The 17431-nt window shown below is 47.4% G+C and carries 14 protein-coding genes; 4 read left to right on the forward strand and 10 right to left on the reverse strand.

Annotated elements, in window-relative coordinates; genetic code table 11:
* The first annotated feature begins 2 nt into the window (after window positions 1-2).
* Window positions 3-1409 (forward strand): amidase, encoded by a 1407-nt coding sequence (locus KGF88_RS11000; protein ID WP_153826594.1) that lies wholly within the window; start codon window positions 3-5, stop codon window positions 1407-1409.
* A 26-nt stretch (window positions 1410-1435) separates the two neighbouring features.
* Here KGF88_RS11000 and KGF88_RS11005 read toward each other — a convergent pair whose 3' ends face one another.
* Complete coding sequence (locus KGF88_RS11005) at window positions 1436-2122, reverse strand: hypothetical protein (protein ID WP_153826593.1); 687 nt, start codon at window positions 2120-2122, stop codon at window positions 1436-1438.
* A 180-nt stretch (window positions 2123-2302) separates the two neighbouring features.
* Between KGF88_RS11005 and KGF88_RS11010 the strand changes: the two genes are divergently transcribed.
* Window positions 2303-3352, forward strand: a complete 1050-nt coding sequence (locus tag KGF88_RS11010; protein ID WP_153826592.1) for a lipoyl protein ligase domain-containing protein — start codon at window positions 2303-2305, stop codon at window positions 3350-3352.
* Here the strand turns inward: KGF88_RS11010 and KGF88_RS11015 are convergent.
* Both KGF88_RS11015 and KGF88_RS11020 read right to left on the reverse strand, forming a co-directional pair.
* Entirely contained in the window at window positions 3349-5670 is a 2322-nt protein-coding gene (locus tag KGF88_RS11015; RefSeq protein ID WP_153826591.1) for a DUF2309 domain-containing protein, read from the reverse strand. The genes KGF88_RS11010 and KGF88_RS11015 overlap by 4 nt on opposite strands.
* A gap of 1 nt (window position 5671) precedes the next feature.
* Entirely contained in the window at window positions 5672-7096 is a 1425-nt protein-coding gene (locus tag KGF88_RS11020; protein ID WP_153826590.1) for an NADH-quinone oxidoreductase subunit L, read from the reverse strand.
* Window positions 7097-7263: 167 nt separating this feature from the next.
* Between KGF88_RS11020 and KGF88_RS11025 the strand changes: the two genes are divergently transcribed.
* Window positions 7264-8154: a LysR family transcriptional regulator gene (locus KGF88_RS11025; protein WP_110076890.1), complete on the forward strand. Its 891-nt coding sequence runs from the start codon at window positions 7264-7266 to the stop codon at window positions 8152-8154.
* 142 nt (window positions 8155-8296) lie between these two features.
* On the opposite strand, the gene KGF88_RS11030 is transcribed toward KGF88_RS11025, so the two are convergent.
* From KGF88_RS11030 to KGF88_RS11060, 7 genes are all read right to left on the reverse strand, one after another.
* Window positions 8297-9274, reverse strand: coding sequence for a sensor domain-containing diguanylate cyclase (locus KGF88_RS11030; RefSeq protein ID WP_162014516.1), 978 nt, complete (start codon window positions 9272-9274; stop codon window positions 8297-8299).
* Window positions 9275-9282: 8 nt separating this feature from the next.
* On the reverse strand, window positions 9283-10107 hold the full coding sequence (locus KGF88_RS11035) for an alpha/beta fold hydrolase (RefSeq protein ID WP_162014515.1): 825 nt from the start codon (window positions 10105-10107) through the stop codon (window positions 9283-9285).
* 101 nt (window positions 10108-10208) lie between these two features.
* Entirely contained in the window at window positions 10209-11534 is a 1326-nt protein-coding gene (locus KGF88_RS11040; protein WP_274380140.1) for an NAD(P)/FAD-dependent oxidoreductase, read from the reverse strand.
* Between the two features lie 50 nt (window positions 11535-11584).
* Window positions 11585-12196, reverse strand: a complete 612-nt coding sequence (locus KGF88_RS11045) for an SAM-dependent methyltransferase (RefSeq protein WP_110075644.1) — start codon at window positions 12194-12196, stop codon at window positions 11585-11587.
* The gene (locus tag KGF88_RS11050) at window positions 12193-12885 is read right to left on the reverse strand and encodes a cupin domain-containing protein (protein ID WP_153826587.1); all 693 of its coding nucleotides are present in this window, start codon (window positions 12883-12885) and stop codon (window positions 12193-12195) included. Before KGF88_RS11050 ends, KGF88_RS11045 begins: the two co-directional genes overlap by 4 nt.
* A gap of 72 nt (window positions 12886-12957) precedes the next feature.
* The gene (locus KGF88_RS11055) at window positions 12958-14133 is read right to left on the reverse strand and encodes an ABC transporter permease (protein ID WP_153826586.1); all 1176 of its coding nucleotides are present in this window, start codon (window positions 14131-14133) and stop codon (window positions 12958-12960) included.
* Window positions 14130-15044 (reverse strand): ABC transporter ATP-binding protein, encoded by a 915-nt coding sequence (locus tag KGF88_RS11060; protein ID WP_110075647.1) that lies wholly within the window; start codon window positions 15042-15044, stop codon window positions 14130-14132. Before KGF88_RS11060 ends, KGF88_RS11055 begins: the two co-directional genes overlap by 4 nt.
* A gap of 315 nt (window positions 15045-15359) precedes the next feature.
* On the opposite strand from KGF88_RS11060, the gene KGF88_RS11065 reads away from it, so the two are divergent.
* Window positions 15360-17348 (forward strand): oleate hydratase, encoded by a 1989-nt coding sequence (locus tag KGF88_RS11065; protein ID WP_110075648.1) that lies wholly within the window; start codon window positions 15360-15362, stop codon window positions 17346-17348.
* Window positions 17349-17431: the final 83 nt, after the last annotated feature.

The following is a 17431-nucleotide window of genomic DNA, read 5'->3' on the forward strand; positions in this document are numbered from 1 at the left end:
CGATGAACTATTTATCAGCAACGACCATAGCGAATGCGATTCAAGCGGGCGACTTAACGTCTACCGCGATTACTGAGCACTATTTAACTCGTATTGCGCAACATAATCCAAAGCTGAATGCCTTCATAGATACCTATCGCAACCAAGCGTTGGCGCAAGCGAAACAGCGCGATGACAACGCCAACCGTCTAGGTCCGCTGCATGGCGTTCCCATTTCTATTAAAGAGTGCTTTTTGTATAAGGGCACTGCAACGACGCTCAATTATCCGCCGTTGAAGAATTACCAAGGTTCGCAGACGTCCCCCTTGGTTCAACGCTTGCTTGATGCCGGAGCCGTCATCCTCGGCAAAACCAATGTGCCGCAATTACTTGCTGATAGCCAAACCTTTGGGCCGCTATACCCGACCGCGAATAATCCCTTTGACATCACCCGAACTCCGGGTGGTAGTACGGGTGGTGGTGCCGCAGCGTTAGCAGCTGATCTATGTGCTCTTGAACTGGGCAGTGACATCGGCGGCTCCATTCGCAATCCTTCGGCCTACTGTGGCTTATTCGGATTAAAGCCTACCGAGAACGGTCACAGTCATGATGGCCATGTCCCCCCTTTACCCGAACATAAGCTTGGGTTTAGTGTGATGAATTGTACGGGGCCACTCGCCCGCGCCCCTGAAGACTTAGAGCTGGCGTTTAGAGTACTGTACCCACAACAGCAGCTCCAACTTGAAAGTAAGCCCTTGAGCGGATACACCTTTGGTTACTTTGACACCTTGCATGGCTTAACCGCAGGCCAGTCGGTGCAGTTGGGTTTAGACCAATTAAAACAGTTAATCACCACTCAAGGAGCCACGCTTAAACCCGTTACCATAGATAACCAATTGGCTGCACAAGCGATGGAGTTGTGGGCAGAGTTATTCGGCTTTTCTATTGCCCAAAATTTACCCTGGCTGATTCGTAAAATTTTCTACATGAAGTTTCGTCCTACCCTCAAAGATAGCTCATTGACGCTCATTCCCGCGCTAAAACGTGGTTTAAGCCTAGACTTCAAACATTTGAGCAGAGCGCTGTATCGACGCCGTGAGGTGATTGCAGAACTCAACCGAAGTTTTGCGGCTTGTGATGCGGTTCTCAGCCCCACCGCCTTAGGCCCAGCATTTCAGCATAATCATCAGCATCAACGCATAGCTTTAGATGGAGAGCAAATACCTTACATGGATTATTGTTTCCCTTTTGTAGCCTTATATAACTTAAGCGGTCAGCCGGTACTTACCGTCCCCAGCGGATGTGACGAGCTAGGGTTACCAATTGGTATTTCTATCAGCGCCCCTCATCATCATGAAGGGCGCTTACTACATATCGGTCACCTACTGGCTCAAAACGGAGTGAGATTTAGTCCTCCTGAACTTGTTTAGAGCCAGAAAGGTAGGAGCTAAAGGGATTACATTCCTGGTAATTGCATCGGCTTTGCTGGCAGCTCAAAGTAACTTGCGGGCGGCGTGGTGGCAGAGCTCTTGGTAATTACAAACTCACTGCCTTGCCGCAACACACCATAACCTTGGTCTAGAATCTGCTTTTCCATTTTAGTCACGCTGGGCGGTAATTGACGACCGCTAGCCGTAATCATCAATTTAGTCATGGCATTCATCGCTCGAGCTAGCGCAACGATATGATCTTCTTGGCTAAGAACCATGGTGCTGGTTTGCTTTTGTCCCTGTCCATCAACATAAGTCATGGTGAAAACCTCACCACTAATGCCTGCCACCATCTCAGATTTGCCCGTATTACTTAATTCGAGCACATCCTGAATTTCTTCATCCCAAACGCTTTCCTGATCAAGCATCTTATTCATTGAGGCTATTGCTGCGGTTAAGTCAAAAACCATCGTCTGACCACCTTGCTGCATTACGGTGTACATTTTGTTATCACGCATGATCATGTAGCCGTCATCGGAGTCAGAAGTGATTCGTAACTTATCTGTGCCTGAATATTCTATCTTTATCCGCTCACCATCGTCTATCATGACTGCACTACCACCTTGTGCAGCCACGGCATAGACCGGGGCCAAGAAAACGGTAAATAGCCCAAGCGTTAATAGAGCGGTGAAAAATCTGTATGGTTGCATCATGCTTCTCCCTAATGTGTTGCTATCCTCTTTCATCTTAAATTTTAGACCTTATTGAGGGTTCTGCCAGTAATAACCACATGCGATTCAATAAGGCGGGTTAGAGCAAAGATTCGAGCCGCTAAAAATGCTAAGCTCAGGGCAACTTACACATCGTTGGATACGAATAGCAGAGGTGGCATCATGCACGGAGAATTTAAAGTTCCTGGCGGTAAGCTAGTAGTGGCAGATATTGAAACTAATCAAGAGGTTATTACCTCAGCTAGTATTTCTGGCGATTTCTTTTTGGAGCCTGATACGGCACTAGAGCATATTAACCAAGCGTTGGTGGGCCTATCCATTGATGCTAGCCATGCCATTATTAGTAAGGCCATTACCGCTGCCCTAGCGGACGATGTGGTGATGTTTGGCTTCTCTGCTGAGGCAGTAGCTACGGCGGTACGTCGCGCTTTAGGCAAAGCCAGCAGCTGGTTTGACCATGACTTTGCTGTGATTCCACCTGTCACCTTACCAGCGATACAACATGCGGCGCTAGATGAAGTGCTTGCGACCTCTGTTGCACAAGGTACGCGCGGACCAACCCTCAGGTTTTGGGATTGGGATGATTCAGTTGTGGTTATTGGCTGTTTTCAATCGGTTAGAAATGAAGTAGACATGGACGCAGCCAAGGCTGCTAATATCAATGTTGTTAGGCGCATTACTGGTGGCGGCGCCATGTTTATGGAGCCAGGTAACTGTATTACTTATTCGTTAACCGTGCCTAGTTCTTTGGTAGATGGCATGAGTATTGAAAGATCCTATCAATTTCTTGATACTTGGGTGTTAGCTGCACTAGCTGAAGTGGGAATTAAGGCGCACTACGTGCCATTAAACGATATAGCCTCAACCCAAGGTAAAATTGGGGGTGCTGCACAAAAACGTTTTTCTAATGGGGTGATTGTGCATCACGCCACTCTCGCCTATGACATTGACGCCGATAAGATGCTCAAAGTACTCCGTACTGGGCGCGAAAAGCTCTCTGACAAGGGCACCAAAAGTGCTAACAAGCGGGTCGACCCCATGCGCAGTCAAACCGGTTTACCGCGAGCCCAGATTATCGACGCCTTTATGGAGCAGTTTACCCAGCTTTATCAAACCCATACTGACAATTACAGCGCGGCAGAGTTAGCGACATCAGCACAGCTTGTTGCTAATAAATTTCGCTCTGACCAATGGCTCTATAAGGTGATTTAGGTTTTAGGTACCGCTACCCACCCGGTAGCGGTGCGTTGTTGCAACGTTGCTGTTGATGGTTGCCACTGCCATAGCCACAGCCATTCGTTGTCAACCAGTTGTTTGACGACCGGTTGCGCAGCTATCACCTGATCAATTGCGACCGTATCTGCTGCAATCACAACGGTAAGTCGCAACGGCTCATGGTACCAATCTTGTCCGTCATGTACAGATTGGCGTGCTAAGCCAATACGCAGATCTCCCCCATTCCCCTCAAAGACACCCAACCCATCAGCTACAACATTGTGCAGTAGCTTATTACCACTGCCAAACTGCTGCGGTGCCACCGTTGACGCGTAATATTGCATATTGATCCAATGAGCCACCACCATAGGTGCCGTTAACAACTGGGTTAATAGGCTTTGGTCTTGATCGTGCTCGGCGACATACTCGTGTAAAAAAACACGACCATCAAAGTTCAAGCTGCGAGTAACACTGCGCGGTGCAAAAATAATGGCCGCATTACGCGCGAGGCCCCATTCTGGACGAACTTCTGCCCAGCTTCCTGCCCGTTGTTGTAACAATTGCTGGGAGGAGATTGTGGCAGCCTGCTGCCCCAATAATCGCTGGGCTTGTTCTTGTTGCGCTTGGGTATTTGCAGCTGCTATCCAGGTAGCCACATCTTGAGGGACATCTGCACTTAAAAGCTGTAGCTGCTGTAATGTGGTGTTATGAAGCGCTGCAATAAAGCGTGTCTGAGAGGGAATGCTGATCTGATGGTGTTCATTTAATAGCTGCCGTACTGAAGGCTCATTAAGGATTTGCGCCAGCACTTGCGCATTAACTGCGCCAGACTGACCGCCACAAGCGCCGCACTCCAAACTAGCAGCATGTGGATTATTATGAGTTGATGCTGTGTGGCCTATCAGCAACACTGACTCGGCAAAAGCTTCGGTGAGGCTCATACCCGTTAGCACTTGCGCAGCAACTTGAGCTAACTCACGGTTACTGACCGGTTGTTGATGACGAGTGATCAGCCACGGCCCAGTATTCACCAAACTTGCCGCGATACGCTGTTGGGGCTGGTAGGTTAAGGTTTTCTTAAGTAATTTAGCAATCTTTGCTAAGCCACTCATTTCAACCCAACCATAAGCCCCTGCAGGGCTCTCGTGAGCACGGTGCCAACTGGCGGAACGCCAGATTTTACTCACCTGCTCACTCGTTTCATGATGACCGGATAACTGCACCTGCCACTGAGGTGCCAGTAAAGCCGGCAGTTGGGGCTTGCTCAATTCTGCGCTTACTTGATATTCAACCGGTAACCCAAAAAAGCCGGCAAAACCTATGGTCTGAATCCCCTCATGCTGCGCCTCTAGCGCTCTGCGCATAGGTTCAGAGCGAACGTCTATACAGCATACAGCTTGCAGCTTTGGCGGTTTACCCAGCTTGTTCTCGGATTGCTTTGTCGATGACGTCATCAATTGGGTAGTTAACTGCTGCTGATAGTGCTGCTCGCGTTTTGATTGCTGTTGCCACAGCGGTTGTAACTGTATAGCGACCTGTTGCTTACGCTCTAAATAATGACTCCAGGTTAGCTTGAATTGTTGCTGTAGTGCCTCATCGGAGCTTTGCCAGCAAACGAGGTCCCAGCCCAAGCGAATCGCTAGTAGCTGATTAAGCTCGTCATTAAAATCCGGCTGCTGGGTTAACTCTCGTTGCCAACGCCTTTGAGCAAAAATACTCGCCCAACCATACAGATCATGCAGCAGTACCTGCAGATAGATTGGCCATTGTGCTGCTGTTAGTGGAAGCTGATGTAAGGCTATTTGGTAAAGTTCGAAAATATCCTCTGGCAAGTTCTCTAGGTGCTGCTGTATGTTTTTATGATTCAACAACAATGCGATGCCGCGGTCTTGCCGCACCACCTTCAGCCATTGTTTAAACATACGTTGATTGATGTCATGGTGCTGTCCCACTTGCGCAGGATAATTGACCCATAACGCACAGAATTGGCTCATTTGTTGCTGAATTTCAGTTAACCACGGCAAGGTACGGAGCTTACGTTGAGCCTGTGTCGCATCGTAAGATGCCGCCACGCTGCCATGAAACCGCCCTTCAGCCAACAACCCTTCAGCTCCTTTTACAAGCGGTATGTTAAACCATGCTAGTTGCTCTGCCGCAACTTCGTGAATTGATTCGGTACGCTGTTGCCACCAAGGATTAACAGCAATACTACGGTCTAGCGGCCATGTCGGAGCAACCGTAGCTGTTGCTTGTTGTATCCAATTTGCCAAGCGGATCACGTCTTGTTCCTGTTCAGAAAGGGTGTTTGTTAACATACTAACGGGGAGCTCCGGTGGTTGCAGAAGATGCACGTAAAGGCCAAAGCGTTAGGGTGAGGCGAGTAGCCCATTCGTCGAGGTACAAGCCTGCATTTAACATGATAAAAAGTTTACTGCTATGAGCTGCTTGGGGTCGGTATAACAACCATAGGTAAACTCCCGTAATAGCGATTAAGACACTAGATACCCACAAATCAAGCCCAACGATAAGCGGAGCCTCAACAAACTCTAGATGCAGCTTTAATAACCACAGTGCCGCGCCATAGCAACTCAGCCAAATCATGGCGATAGCCATTGCTGGAATAAAGTCAGCCCACGCAAAGCGTTCAAAATAGCTCGCTAGCCATAAGCTCAGCGCTAAACTCACCGCCAACCAAGGCGCGACATACGTAAGCAAATCCAACTCAATAACTGTGATCAGTACTAAGCTGCAAACACTAACTAAGGTAACAAGAACCGCGCTAAACGGCGGTAACGCTAGCCCTACAAAGCGCTGCCGCTCGCGCAACTCCACTGCACTACCTGAACTTAAAAAGGCATAGGCCTTATAGCAAGAATGTGCCAGTAAATGCAGGGCGGCCAAGGTGTAGTAACCTAAACTTATTTCAACCAACATCAGCGCCATTTGCGCCACAGTAGACCAAGCCAAGCGAACTTTGATGCTAATCCGGGTCATGGTGACTACCGCTGCGACTAACATGCTCAATCCAGCAACTAGGGCCAATAGCCAGCGCGCTAGAGGAGCATCGCTAAGTACTGGCGCAAATTGTAGCAACAAAAATCCGCCTAGATTAATAATGCCGGCATGCAGTATGGCTGAGACTGCGGTTGGTGCTTCAACCACCTGTAATAGCCAACCATGTACAGGAAGTTGCGCGCATTTAAGTAAGGCAACCAGTACCAGCAGTACCGCAGCTACCTGTTGATTCACCAAGGATCCGTGCTCGGTTAATTGACTGATATGGGTGGTACCCGTGTGATACCACAGCCAAATGAGCGCAGCCCCCAGCAATAACTCTGCGATACGCGCAAAGATAAATTTTTTATGGGCTGCTAGTTGTGCTCGAGGTCGCTGAGGATAAAATAATAGGAGCTGGTGCAAACTTAAGCTCACGGTCACCCAAGCCAACCAAAATAGCAGATAATGATCCGCTAACGCCGTGGTCAGAATGGATACCAACACCAACACCAACCAGCGATGAAACCGGTGTTCTTCTTGCTCACCACGCACTTGAACCGCGGCGAAACGCAACACAACCCAACCGATAAAGCAGATCATTGCGGCAAATCCAGTGCTCAGGGTTGTTAACGCAAAACCAAAGGCTTTAACCTCTGTCCAACCCGTGTTACCTATGAGCAAACTGGTGATCAGAAAGCAACCACATAGCAGAGCAATCGTAGCGGTACTAATGCGCCAGCGCATATGGCCTCCAAAAGTTATCCATTGATGTTGAGATTAGTGCAAGTGGCGGCATTGTGCGTGATTCAAATACATTATAAAAATACATATATTTTATTTATTCGTTCGCTAAAATAGAACGATAGGTTTATCGTGACTCTTTCTTTAAGACAAACTCAGGAATAACTCCCATGGCACGACTTAACTACCATCACCTTTACTATTTTTGGCGGGTAGCTAAGCAGGGCAACCTCACCGCAACCGCTTCACAACTGGCACTATCTCAATCGGCTTTATCTGCTCAAATTAGCCAGTTAGAACATACCATTGGCCAACCTCTGTTCAATCGTGTCGGTCGTTCTCTGGTGCTTACCGAATTAGGCCGTACGGTGCTGAATTATGCTGAGGATATTTATCAGCGCGGCGAAGAGTTGCAACAATTACTCAGCCAAGGAACACCTACCGTGCCTAGTTTAAAGATTGGGGTGCTATCCAGTATGTCACGCAACTTTGTCGATGCTTTTATCAAGCCTTTAACCCAAGGCTTAGATGTTCACTTTCAGCTCATTGCGCGACCGCAGTCCGAGCTAGAACAGTTATTGGCACACCATCAACTTGACGTGATTCTTACTAACCGAGAGCTTGCTAGTGGTGATGATGTGGGGTGGCAATCTCAGCTGTTAGCGCGCCAAGCCTTGAGTGTTATTGCCCCTAGTCGCCTTGCCCATTTGCCAGCGGAAGTAGACGCTAGTTATCAACAACAGCGATGGGTGGTACCAGGTGCAGCATCGCCCCTGCGTGCTGCATTTGAGTTTTTCTGCACCCAGCATCAATTGCGCCCCGAAATTATCGCAGAAGCTGACGACATGGCCATGTTGCGGTTGCTCGCTCGCGACAGTGGCGCCCTCGCTGTCATGCCTGCAGTAGTTGTGCGCGATGAGTTGCAAAGCGGACTCTTAGTCAAACGCTTTGACCTGCCCAATGCTTTTGAAAACTTTTATGCGGTGACGCTAACTCGTAAATACCAACACCCGAGGCTAGCCGAACTGCTGCAAGCATCGTACTTTGGCACATTGCGCTGATAGCTAGTGCCCAAAGCACTAAGGTAAGTGGAATGTAGAATAGACCCGCACCCGCTGGTCCTTTTCAAGATCAGCAAGCTGTTGAATTAACTCTCCGTTTCGCACATGCACCTCTAAGGCGTTGTTATCAATACTCTAGTTCTTAATTCTCAGCAGAAACTTCAACGCGGTTACGGCCCTTATGCTTCGCCTCATAAAGAGCTCGATCAGCACGTTGCAAGACCGCTACTAAATCATCCTCTACAAGCATACTGGTCACCCCAATACTCATGGTGACCTGACCATGAGCCCAACCAGTCTGTTCAACCAGTTCGCGAATGCGCTGTGCGGCTTGTTCAGCTTCAGCCAAACTTGCCCCGCTTACAATCAATGCAAACTCTTCACCACCAATGCGGGCAACCGTATCGATAGCACGCGTCTGCTCGGCTAAGACTTGTCCCATCCGCCGTAACACAACATCGCCCTCAGCATGCCCAAAATTATCGTTTATCGATTTAAAATGATCGATATCCATCACCAGCAACGCAGCACTGGCATAGCCACGTTTTACCTTTTCCAACTCAAGCTCTAATTGCTGCTCAAAGGTGCGTCGATTTGCCAGTTGGGTTAATGAGTCTGTGGTTGCTAAACGTTCTAACTGTTTATTTAGTTCAGTTAATTGCTGATGTTTGTGTTCTAGTTCAGCCCGCGCACGCTCTAATTCTGCCACCACCAGTTGCTTCTCTCGTAGCGCACGCTCAGCTTCCTTTTTTGCTGCTACTAGCTGGTCTTCAAAGATAAAGCGCCGGTGAATCGGCAGTAACACCATAACAAAGCCATTGTTCGCTGCGGGTAATTTGACGGCGTTCACTAATACTGGCAATTCATTATTTTGTTTATCTTTTAAACGAAGGTACATCTCTTCAACGGTACCTTGATGCTGCATCAGCTGAAAAACATGCGTCAAAAAAAACAGTTTCCCAGCACCCGAGAACAGCTTATCAATCGACTGCCCCATTAGCTCATTTACTTGGTAGGCAAGTAACTCTAATAAAGGCTGGTTGATATCTACTATTTGGCGCTCGGCGTTGATTGCCAATAATCCTACTGGCACCTGTTGTGGATTAAAAAAATCAGACACAGTACTTGTCATCTCAAGAGGCACTCAATGATCTTATCGCGCACTAATTGCGGTGAACTAACATGGGGATAGTGGCCACTGCAGCCGATTTTTGCAGTATCGCAATGGGGAATTCTAGCTGCCATATAATCAATCACAGCAGTAGGTACAATCACATCAACGTCGCAATATAAGATACTCACGGGCACGGTAATTTGTGGTAGTAGTGAACGGTTGTCACTCAAAAAAACCAATTCAGCAAAGCGTCTTGAGATTGCTGGATCGGCGTTAGCAAAACTCTGTCGCAATTGCTCACTCAATTCTGGTCGGTGACTATTTTTCATCACAATCGGCGCCAAATAGCCAGCCCATTCAAAATGATTACGCTCCATTAAACTCAATAGCTCGTTAATCTCATCTAACTTGAAGCCGCCCTGATAATTATCAGTATCCAAATAGCGCGGAGAAGGCCCAATCGCAATAATCTGGCGAAATAAGTCAGGTCGCTTGATGGATGCGAGCATGCCTATCATGCCACCAACGGAATGCCCGACATAATGAATAGGGCCGCACTCAAGCGCTTCAATGACTGCAATAAGATCGTTGACATAGCCGGTGAAACTTGAATAGGTTTCAGCATCATAATAACTAAAGTCAGAACGACCGCAGCCGCAAAAATCAAAGGTAACGGGGGCTATTGATGAAGGTAATTCGGCCAACAGCGGGGTCCAAATAAGCTGATCGCAACCAAAGCCATGCCCGAAGAGCACCCTGGTGGGTACCGAGTCATTAGGGTTTACCTGCTGGACATGTTGGGTAACGCAGTAACGTGACAGTATCTGATTAGCGGGCATTGGCAATCTCTTGTCGATAACTTTATGTTTAAACATAGAGTTTTATGAGCGAGATTGCCAGTTTAACCTGTACTAGCTGAGTAGCAAGCACTCAACCCTGATTAATGTAGCTTCAAGCGCGGCCGCAACCGTCGGCTTAAGCCCTTGATCAGCATAAATAAGAAGGTTTTAAAATAGCCATGTACCGCCACTTGATGCATACGATACAAACTCTTGTACATAATACGCGCCAACCAGCCCTCAACTTTCATGGCACCCTTGGTTAAGTTCCCCATCAGACTACCAACTGCGGTGTAGCTTGATAACGACACCAATGAACCATGATCTTTGTAAACAAAAGTACGCAAGGGTTTATGCTTTTGCTTTGCAACAATATTGGTATAGGCGGTGGCCGCCATCTGATGCGCAGACTGAGCTCGTGGTGGAACCCTAGACCCATCAGCTTGGGTAAATGCTGCACAATCACCTATCACAAACACATCGTCATTGGTGCTGGCTTGCAAGGTCGGCTTAACCACGATCTGATTGGCTCGATTGGTTTCAAAACCTGGTAATTTAGCTAGAAAATCGGGGGCCTTTACACCAGCAGCCCATACTTTAATACTAGCTTCGATGAGTTCGCCTGAGTTAGTTATCAAGCCTTGTTCTGTTACTTCAACCACTTGCGTATTATCACAAATACGCACGCCTAATTTTTCTAGCTCTTGTTGCGCAGCTGCAGCAATACGCTCCGGTAGCGCGGGTAAAATACGTGGCCCGGCTTCAACCAAGGTGATTTGCAGTTTATTTAACTCAAAGTCAGCAAACCCATACGACCTAATCAGTTCTGCTGATTTAAATAGCTCAGCAGAAAGCTCGACTCCGGTCGCTCCACCGCCCACGATGGCTACTTTTAAAGGACGTGGATAGCGCTCAGCTTGCAGCGATAAGAATTTATTCATGAGGCGATGGTGAAAACGCACCGCTTGTTTGACACTATCTAGGAAGTAACAATGCTGACCGGCACCTTTAGTACCGAAATCATTGGTGACGGAGCCAATGGCTAATACCAGTGTGCTATATGGCAGCTCACGGGCAGCAACGATTTGCTGTCCTTGATCATCAGTAATAGCAGCGAGTTTAATTAAACGTGCGGTTGTATCGATATCATTCAATTCACCTGGTAAGAAGTTAAAACCAGCGTGAGCAGCCTGAACCCGATAATCGACACCATCAATGTCTGCATCAAGGGCGCCCGCTGCTACTTCATGAAGTAGCGGTTTCCAGACATGGGTTAGATTGCGGTCGATTAAAGTGACCGAAATCTTTTTATTATTACGGTACTTCTTGCCAAGTTTGGTGGCTAACTCGAGGCCGCCGGCACCACCACCGACGATAATAATATGCTGGGTATCCATGAGAGCTAATAAGGCTAGGAACAAGTGCATAAATTATACGCCTGTTACTAGCCCAATATAAGCGCTTTTATTGCCTTATGTTAAGCAGGTTTAAAAGCAATAAACTGACACACCGCACCAGCACCTGTGTGGCCAGTTCCTTCATGTAGCGAACGTACTAGCTCCTGGCTATGGGTAACCTCAAAGCTTTGAAAAGCTTCATAAAACTCTGCTGCTGTTAGCATAAGGTCTGCACTTGGTGGGCCGCCTGTACCCCGCCCTAGCTGAGCAGGAGTGTAACATTCGGCCAGAAACCAACCGCCGGGCTTGAGAGTTTTTGCTATCTGCTCGTACAAGAAAGGACGATGGGCACGGGGTAAATGACAAAAAATCATGACGACACCATCATATGCCTGTTCTGGAAGCTCTGTTTTACTCAAGTCAGCCCACTCAGTGGTAATGGTAACCTGCTCAGCTTGCGCCAAGCGCTGCGCTTTCTGCAAACCAACTTGTGAAATATCTAAAGCCGTTGCATGAGCACCTAACTTAGCTAAATAGACACTGTTACGCCCCTCACCATCGGCTAAGCAAAGGATGTTAGCTGGCTGTTTTCCATGCTCCAATAGGCTTGCGGCATGGTCTCGTAAAAAGTCATTCGGTTCGGTACCGTAGTGATAATCTTCTTTACTGTAACGTTCATCCCACTGATTCATTCTAACAACCTCATTGCTGTAACTTTTGCTGACTCATCAGCTAAGGGTAAATGGCCCGTTTTAACTAAGATGATGGTTTCTTGCTCAACAAAAGGCGTGTGTTGGCTCATGTGCGGGCTACGCAGCCAGCAGCCCGCTGGATAGCGACCATGTTCATCCATAAACTCTCCGGTTAATACGAAAATTTCTTCACCACCAAAGTGACGATGAGGTTTAAACACCTCTCCCGCTGGCCATTTGACTAAAGCTGTGTGCTGCGTGGCAAAACTATGTAGTGGCATCACCTTTAAGCCGCCTTGCCCTGGCAACCATTGCCCAGTTTGGGTTTGAATTCGCACGGAGGCGAGATCGGCAGGATCAAATTGATGGAGTTTTACCAATAAAGTACAGCCCTGCTCGCTGTAGGGTGCATGAGCGGACCCTGGCGGATTACGAATGTAGGTACCAGCTGGGTAATCTCCGTTTTCATCTGAGAAGACACCCTCAAGCACCAGAATTTCTTCACCTAATGGGTGTTGATGAGTATTGAAACGCGCCCCAGCAGCATATCTTACAATGCTGCTGGCTCGCCCTCGTTCAGCTTCTTCGCGTTCTAGTAATTTCCGTTCCACCCCTGCGGCTGGACTTGGTTGCCAAGCCTGTGCATGGGTATCAATCACCACGCGTTGCGAAAAATCCATGTGTAACATAACCAATAACTACCTTATACCGGTTGCGATGTTTGCGGTAGCTTCAATATACCCTGCAACGGCGGTTTAAGATCAGCGGCCGATAAGCGCTCGACCCATGGATCGCCACGATGGTTCTTTGCCGTACATGGTAATGCCTAACGTAAATAATCTTACTGCTGCTGAACGAATAATATAGGTGGTTAAGAACAACACCACTAAACTACCGCTCCATTCCCACCAAGCAACACCGCCATCAGCGACACGAATAGGCATCACCGCAAAGCTCGTTAACGGAAACCAACTTAAGATTTGTGCCAATAACCCTTGCGGGGTATCCATCACACCAAAGCCCGCACCAACGAACAACGCAGGAATCAGCATCATGGCGCTACGCCCTGAATGATTAGGATCATCAATAGTAGCGGCAAAACCTGCCATCATCGCATTAATCATAGCTAAGCCTAGCAGAGCAAATAACGTCGTAGCGACAAACAACTGCCAGCTCACTTCTGGATACGTCATCGCATCGCCAGCCACCACACTCATCACTAACACCACCAACACAATCAAGATTAAAATTGTGGCCATGCTTTTCAAACAGTGCAGCGTAATACCAAGAATCTTGCCATCCATCCATTGGCTCGGGGTAATTAAGGTGAGCAACTGTTCAGTAACACGCTGTTGTTTTTCTTGCGTAATGGCCGTCATCATCAGACCAAAACTACCAAATACAGCAACCATGATGCTTACCAGAATTAGCGTGGGTAAGGCTTTATTGGCAGAGCTTCGCGCCCGATCTTGGTTTTGCACTGCCACCACAAAACTTGGCGGTTGATTTAAAAAGGCGATCTGCTCCTCATTCAAAGCGAGGTCATTGAGCTTCTGCTGTTGCAAATAACTACTTATGGCCTGACTCATACGGTCTTGCCAACCAGCGTTACTTAATACTGCCAACTCAGCGAGGTAACCTTGCTCGGCATCAGCGGTTATTGTCAGTACCCCAGCATAAGTTGTTCCCAGCTCTGTCATAGCTTTACTGGTGTTCGAGGCCGGCACCCAAGTAATGTTCTCTAGTTCTGGCATGGTCAGAGGCGCCACGACTGCAACTTGATGGGTCTCTTCTAAGGCAACTTTAAGTTGTCCCCAACCTATTGAAATAGCGAACAGCACTCCCATCAATACTAATGAAAAAACCTCTTGCTTCCATTTAAAGAAGCGCCGAAATTCAAATCCGCCAATGCGTAAGATATGTTGCCATCGATTCATGCTTGCACCGCCTGAAGATAAAGTTCGTGAAGGTTTTGTTGCTGCGGACTAAATTGTTTTACTGGCGCCAGCTGTTGCAGTTGCTGTAGTAAGTCTGCAGCAACCAGCTGCTCGGTACAAACCAAGCGATAGCTGTATTCATCCACTTGAGTTACTTGGGTCACACCTACCAAAGCTTGTAATTGAGGGATAGTGACCGGCTGGGTAAATGCGACCTCTAGACTATGTTGCTGCTGTAATTGCTTACGCACTTCTGCCAAGCTGCCTTGAGCGATCACTCGGCCTTTGTTCATCAGGACTAATTTATCGGCCATGCGCTCTACCAAAGCCATTTGGTGTGCGCTAAGAATCACAGTACAGCCCTGCCGTTTGAGTTCGTCTAATACGGTTAACACAAATTCTTGGTTAACCGGATCCAAACCCGAAAAGGGCTCATCCAGTACAACCAATTTGGGGTGATGCAACAAGGTAGCGATTAATTGTACCTTCTGCTGATTTCCCTTCGATAACTGACGCATGGGCTCTTTGGCCCGCTCAGTTAAACTGAATCTTGCTAACCAGTGATCAATGTTTGCTGCCGCGGTAGCTTTAGGAAGCCCGCGTAAGCTTGCTATATACCGCAAGTTATCAAGCAAGGTGCGATCTTGATACAGCCCTCGATCCTCTGGTAAATAGCCAAAATCGCTGGTTTGTAATTGAGCTGCTTGCCCGCGATTAGCATCGCTGAAGTAGTGAATGCTACCACTATCTGGCCGGGTTAATCCCACCATCATTCGTACTAAAGATGATTTGCCGGCCCCGTTGGGCCCAAGTAACGCGAGAATTTCGCCTCCAACTGCGGTTAAGCTGACTGCATCAACCGCTCGCACGGTTGCATAGTCTTTAACCACTTGTTCCACTTTAATTTGCATGTAACAGGTCCTTGCTTTGGTGAGCAACTTATTTTTATAAGAATGATGGGTTGTCATCAGTAAAGTACAATTATTCCATATTGCTGCAATGCTGCTATCAATAAAGCTGATTAAACTGTGTGCAAATGTTTCTAAAGTCATTAAAACTCAACGTGGTAAAAAGAAGAGTGGTAATGACTATAACTGCTAGCAAAATTATTCGCATTAATTTACTAAGATGGCGATTCAACTATACTAAAAGTGCCGTTCGCAATACCACTAAGGGTGTCAGCGAGAACAGCAAGTATTTCTATTCAGTAAAGGAAGGAATCCGTAATGGCTAAAAAGACAATTGCGAAATTTGATATCTCGGCAACCGCACCAGAGGGTTTTGAACATGAGCCTGACGCAACAGGCGGTTTTTGGTGCCATAAACCGCTTAACACTTTGCCACCGGGGGATTTTATATCGCCCTATTCGCGTCATAAAACCTTACCAACTCCAGGAGTCGAAAAGCGTAAAGCGTGGATAATTGGTGGTGGTGTCGGGGGGCTTGCCGCGGCATTTTATTTAATTCGCGATGGTCATATGCCCGCCGAAAATATCACTATTTTAGAAGAAATGAGTGTAGAAGGCGGCTCTATGGATGGTGCGGGTAACCCTGAAGACGGTTACATCATTCGCGGTGGTCGTGAAATGAACTGGAACTACGACACCCTCTGGGATCTATTCCAGGACATTCCCTCCCTTGAACTTCCCGAAGAGTATTCTGTTCTCGATGAATACCGAATGATAAACGACAACGACCCAAATTACTCTAAGGCCCGTTTAATTAACAAGTCCGGCGAGATCCTTGACTCAGAAGACATGGGGCTGAGTAAATCTCAGCAATGGGAACTTATCCGCTTAATGCTGAAACGCAAGGAAGAGTTAGACGACACAAGCATTGAGGAATATTTCAGTGAAGGCTTTTTACAAAGCAACTTCTGGTTTTTATTCCGTACTATGTTTGCTTTTAAAAACTGCCACAGCCTGTTGGAAACCAAGCTCTATTTGCATCGTTTTCTGGACTCAATTGACGGCTTTGGTGACATGTCTGTTCTGCTTTTCCCTAAATACAATCAGTACGACACCTTTATAAAGCCACTGACCAATTTTCTGCGTGAAAAAGGAGTGAAATTTACCTTTGAAGCCAGAGTAGATGACCTTGATATGAGCTTTACCGGAGACAACAAGACGGTAACCGGAATTCAGGCCGTTGTTAAAGGTGAAGAGCAATATATTGAAGTTGGCAAGAATGATTTAGTGTTCGCCCTCACCGGATCAATGACTGAACAGACGGCTTATGCCGGTATGGATGATGCCCCGGAGATTAACTGTGAAAGGCATGACCCGGGTAGCGAAAGTGGCTGGAACTTATGGAAGAACCTCGCCAAGAAATCTCCTGTTTTCGGTAAGCCAGAAAAATTTTATGGTGACGTAGACAAGTCTATATGGGAGTCGGCCACCCTTACCTGCAAGCCCTCCCCCCTTGTCGATAAACTGAAAACCTTATCAGTAAACGACCCATACTCCGGTCGAACCGTAACCGGCGGCATAGTGACTTTTACTGACTCCAACTGGCTGTTAAGTGTTACCTGTAATCGCCAACCTCACTTCCCCGACCAACCAGACGATACCTTAGTTTTGTGGGTTTATGGTCTATTGATGGATAAGCAAGGCAACCGTATTAACAAAACTATGCCGGAATGTACCGGCAAAGAAATTCTGACCGAGCTTTGCCATCATCTGGGTATTGAAGACCAGTTAGATGAGGTTATAGCCAACACCAAAATACGCATTGCGCTTATGCCTTACATTACCGCCCAGTTTATGCCCAGAGCAGCAGGCGACAGACCCAGAGTAGTGCCTGACGGCTGCACCAATTTAGGCCTAGTGGGGCAATTTGTAGAAACTCGCAATGACATAATATTCACCATGGAAGCCTCCATTCGCACCGCCCGTATTGGTGTGTATAAGCTGCTGAATATTCCCAAACAGGTGCCGGATATAAGCCCCACCCAATACGATATTCGCAACATTATAAAAGGTGCCAGAGCGCTCAATAGCAATAAGCCTTTTATTGGCGAGCGTATGTTGCATCGCTTACTCGACAAAACCTACTTTGCCCACATACTGCCGCCGCTGCCCGAACCGGAGGAGAAAAAGCAAACGCACTTTGAAGAAGAGCTAAGGGAACTGCTGGGTAAAGGCGGTGACTTAATACATAAATTTTCAAGCTGGGTTAACTCGCTGAGGGAGAATTTTTCGAGCAAAGATAAATAGCGGGTTAGGTTTTGTTTTTTGCACAAAAAAGCCGCTCGAATGAGCGGCTTCTTATATGGAATTGGTGGAGCTGTTTATAAAAG

Origin of the sequence: Idiomarina loihiensis, assembly GCF_024584785.1 — a bacterium.
In the GTDB taxonomy this organism is placed as follows: Bacteria; Pseudomonadota; Gammaproteobacteria; order Enterobacterales; family Alteromonadaceae; genus Pseudidiomarina; species Pseudidiomarina fusca.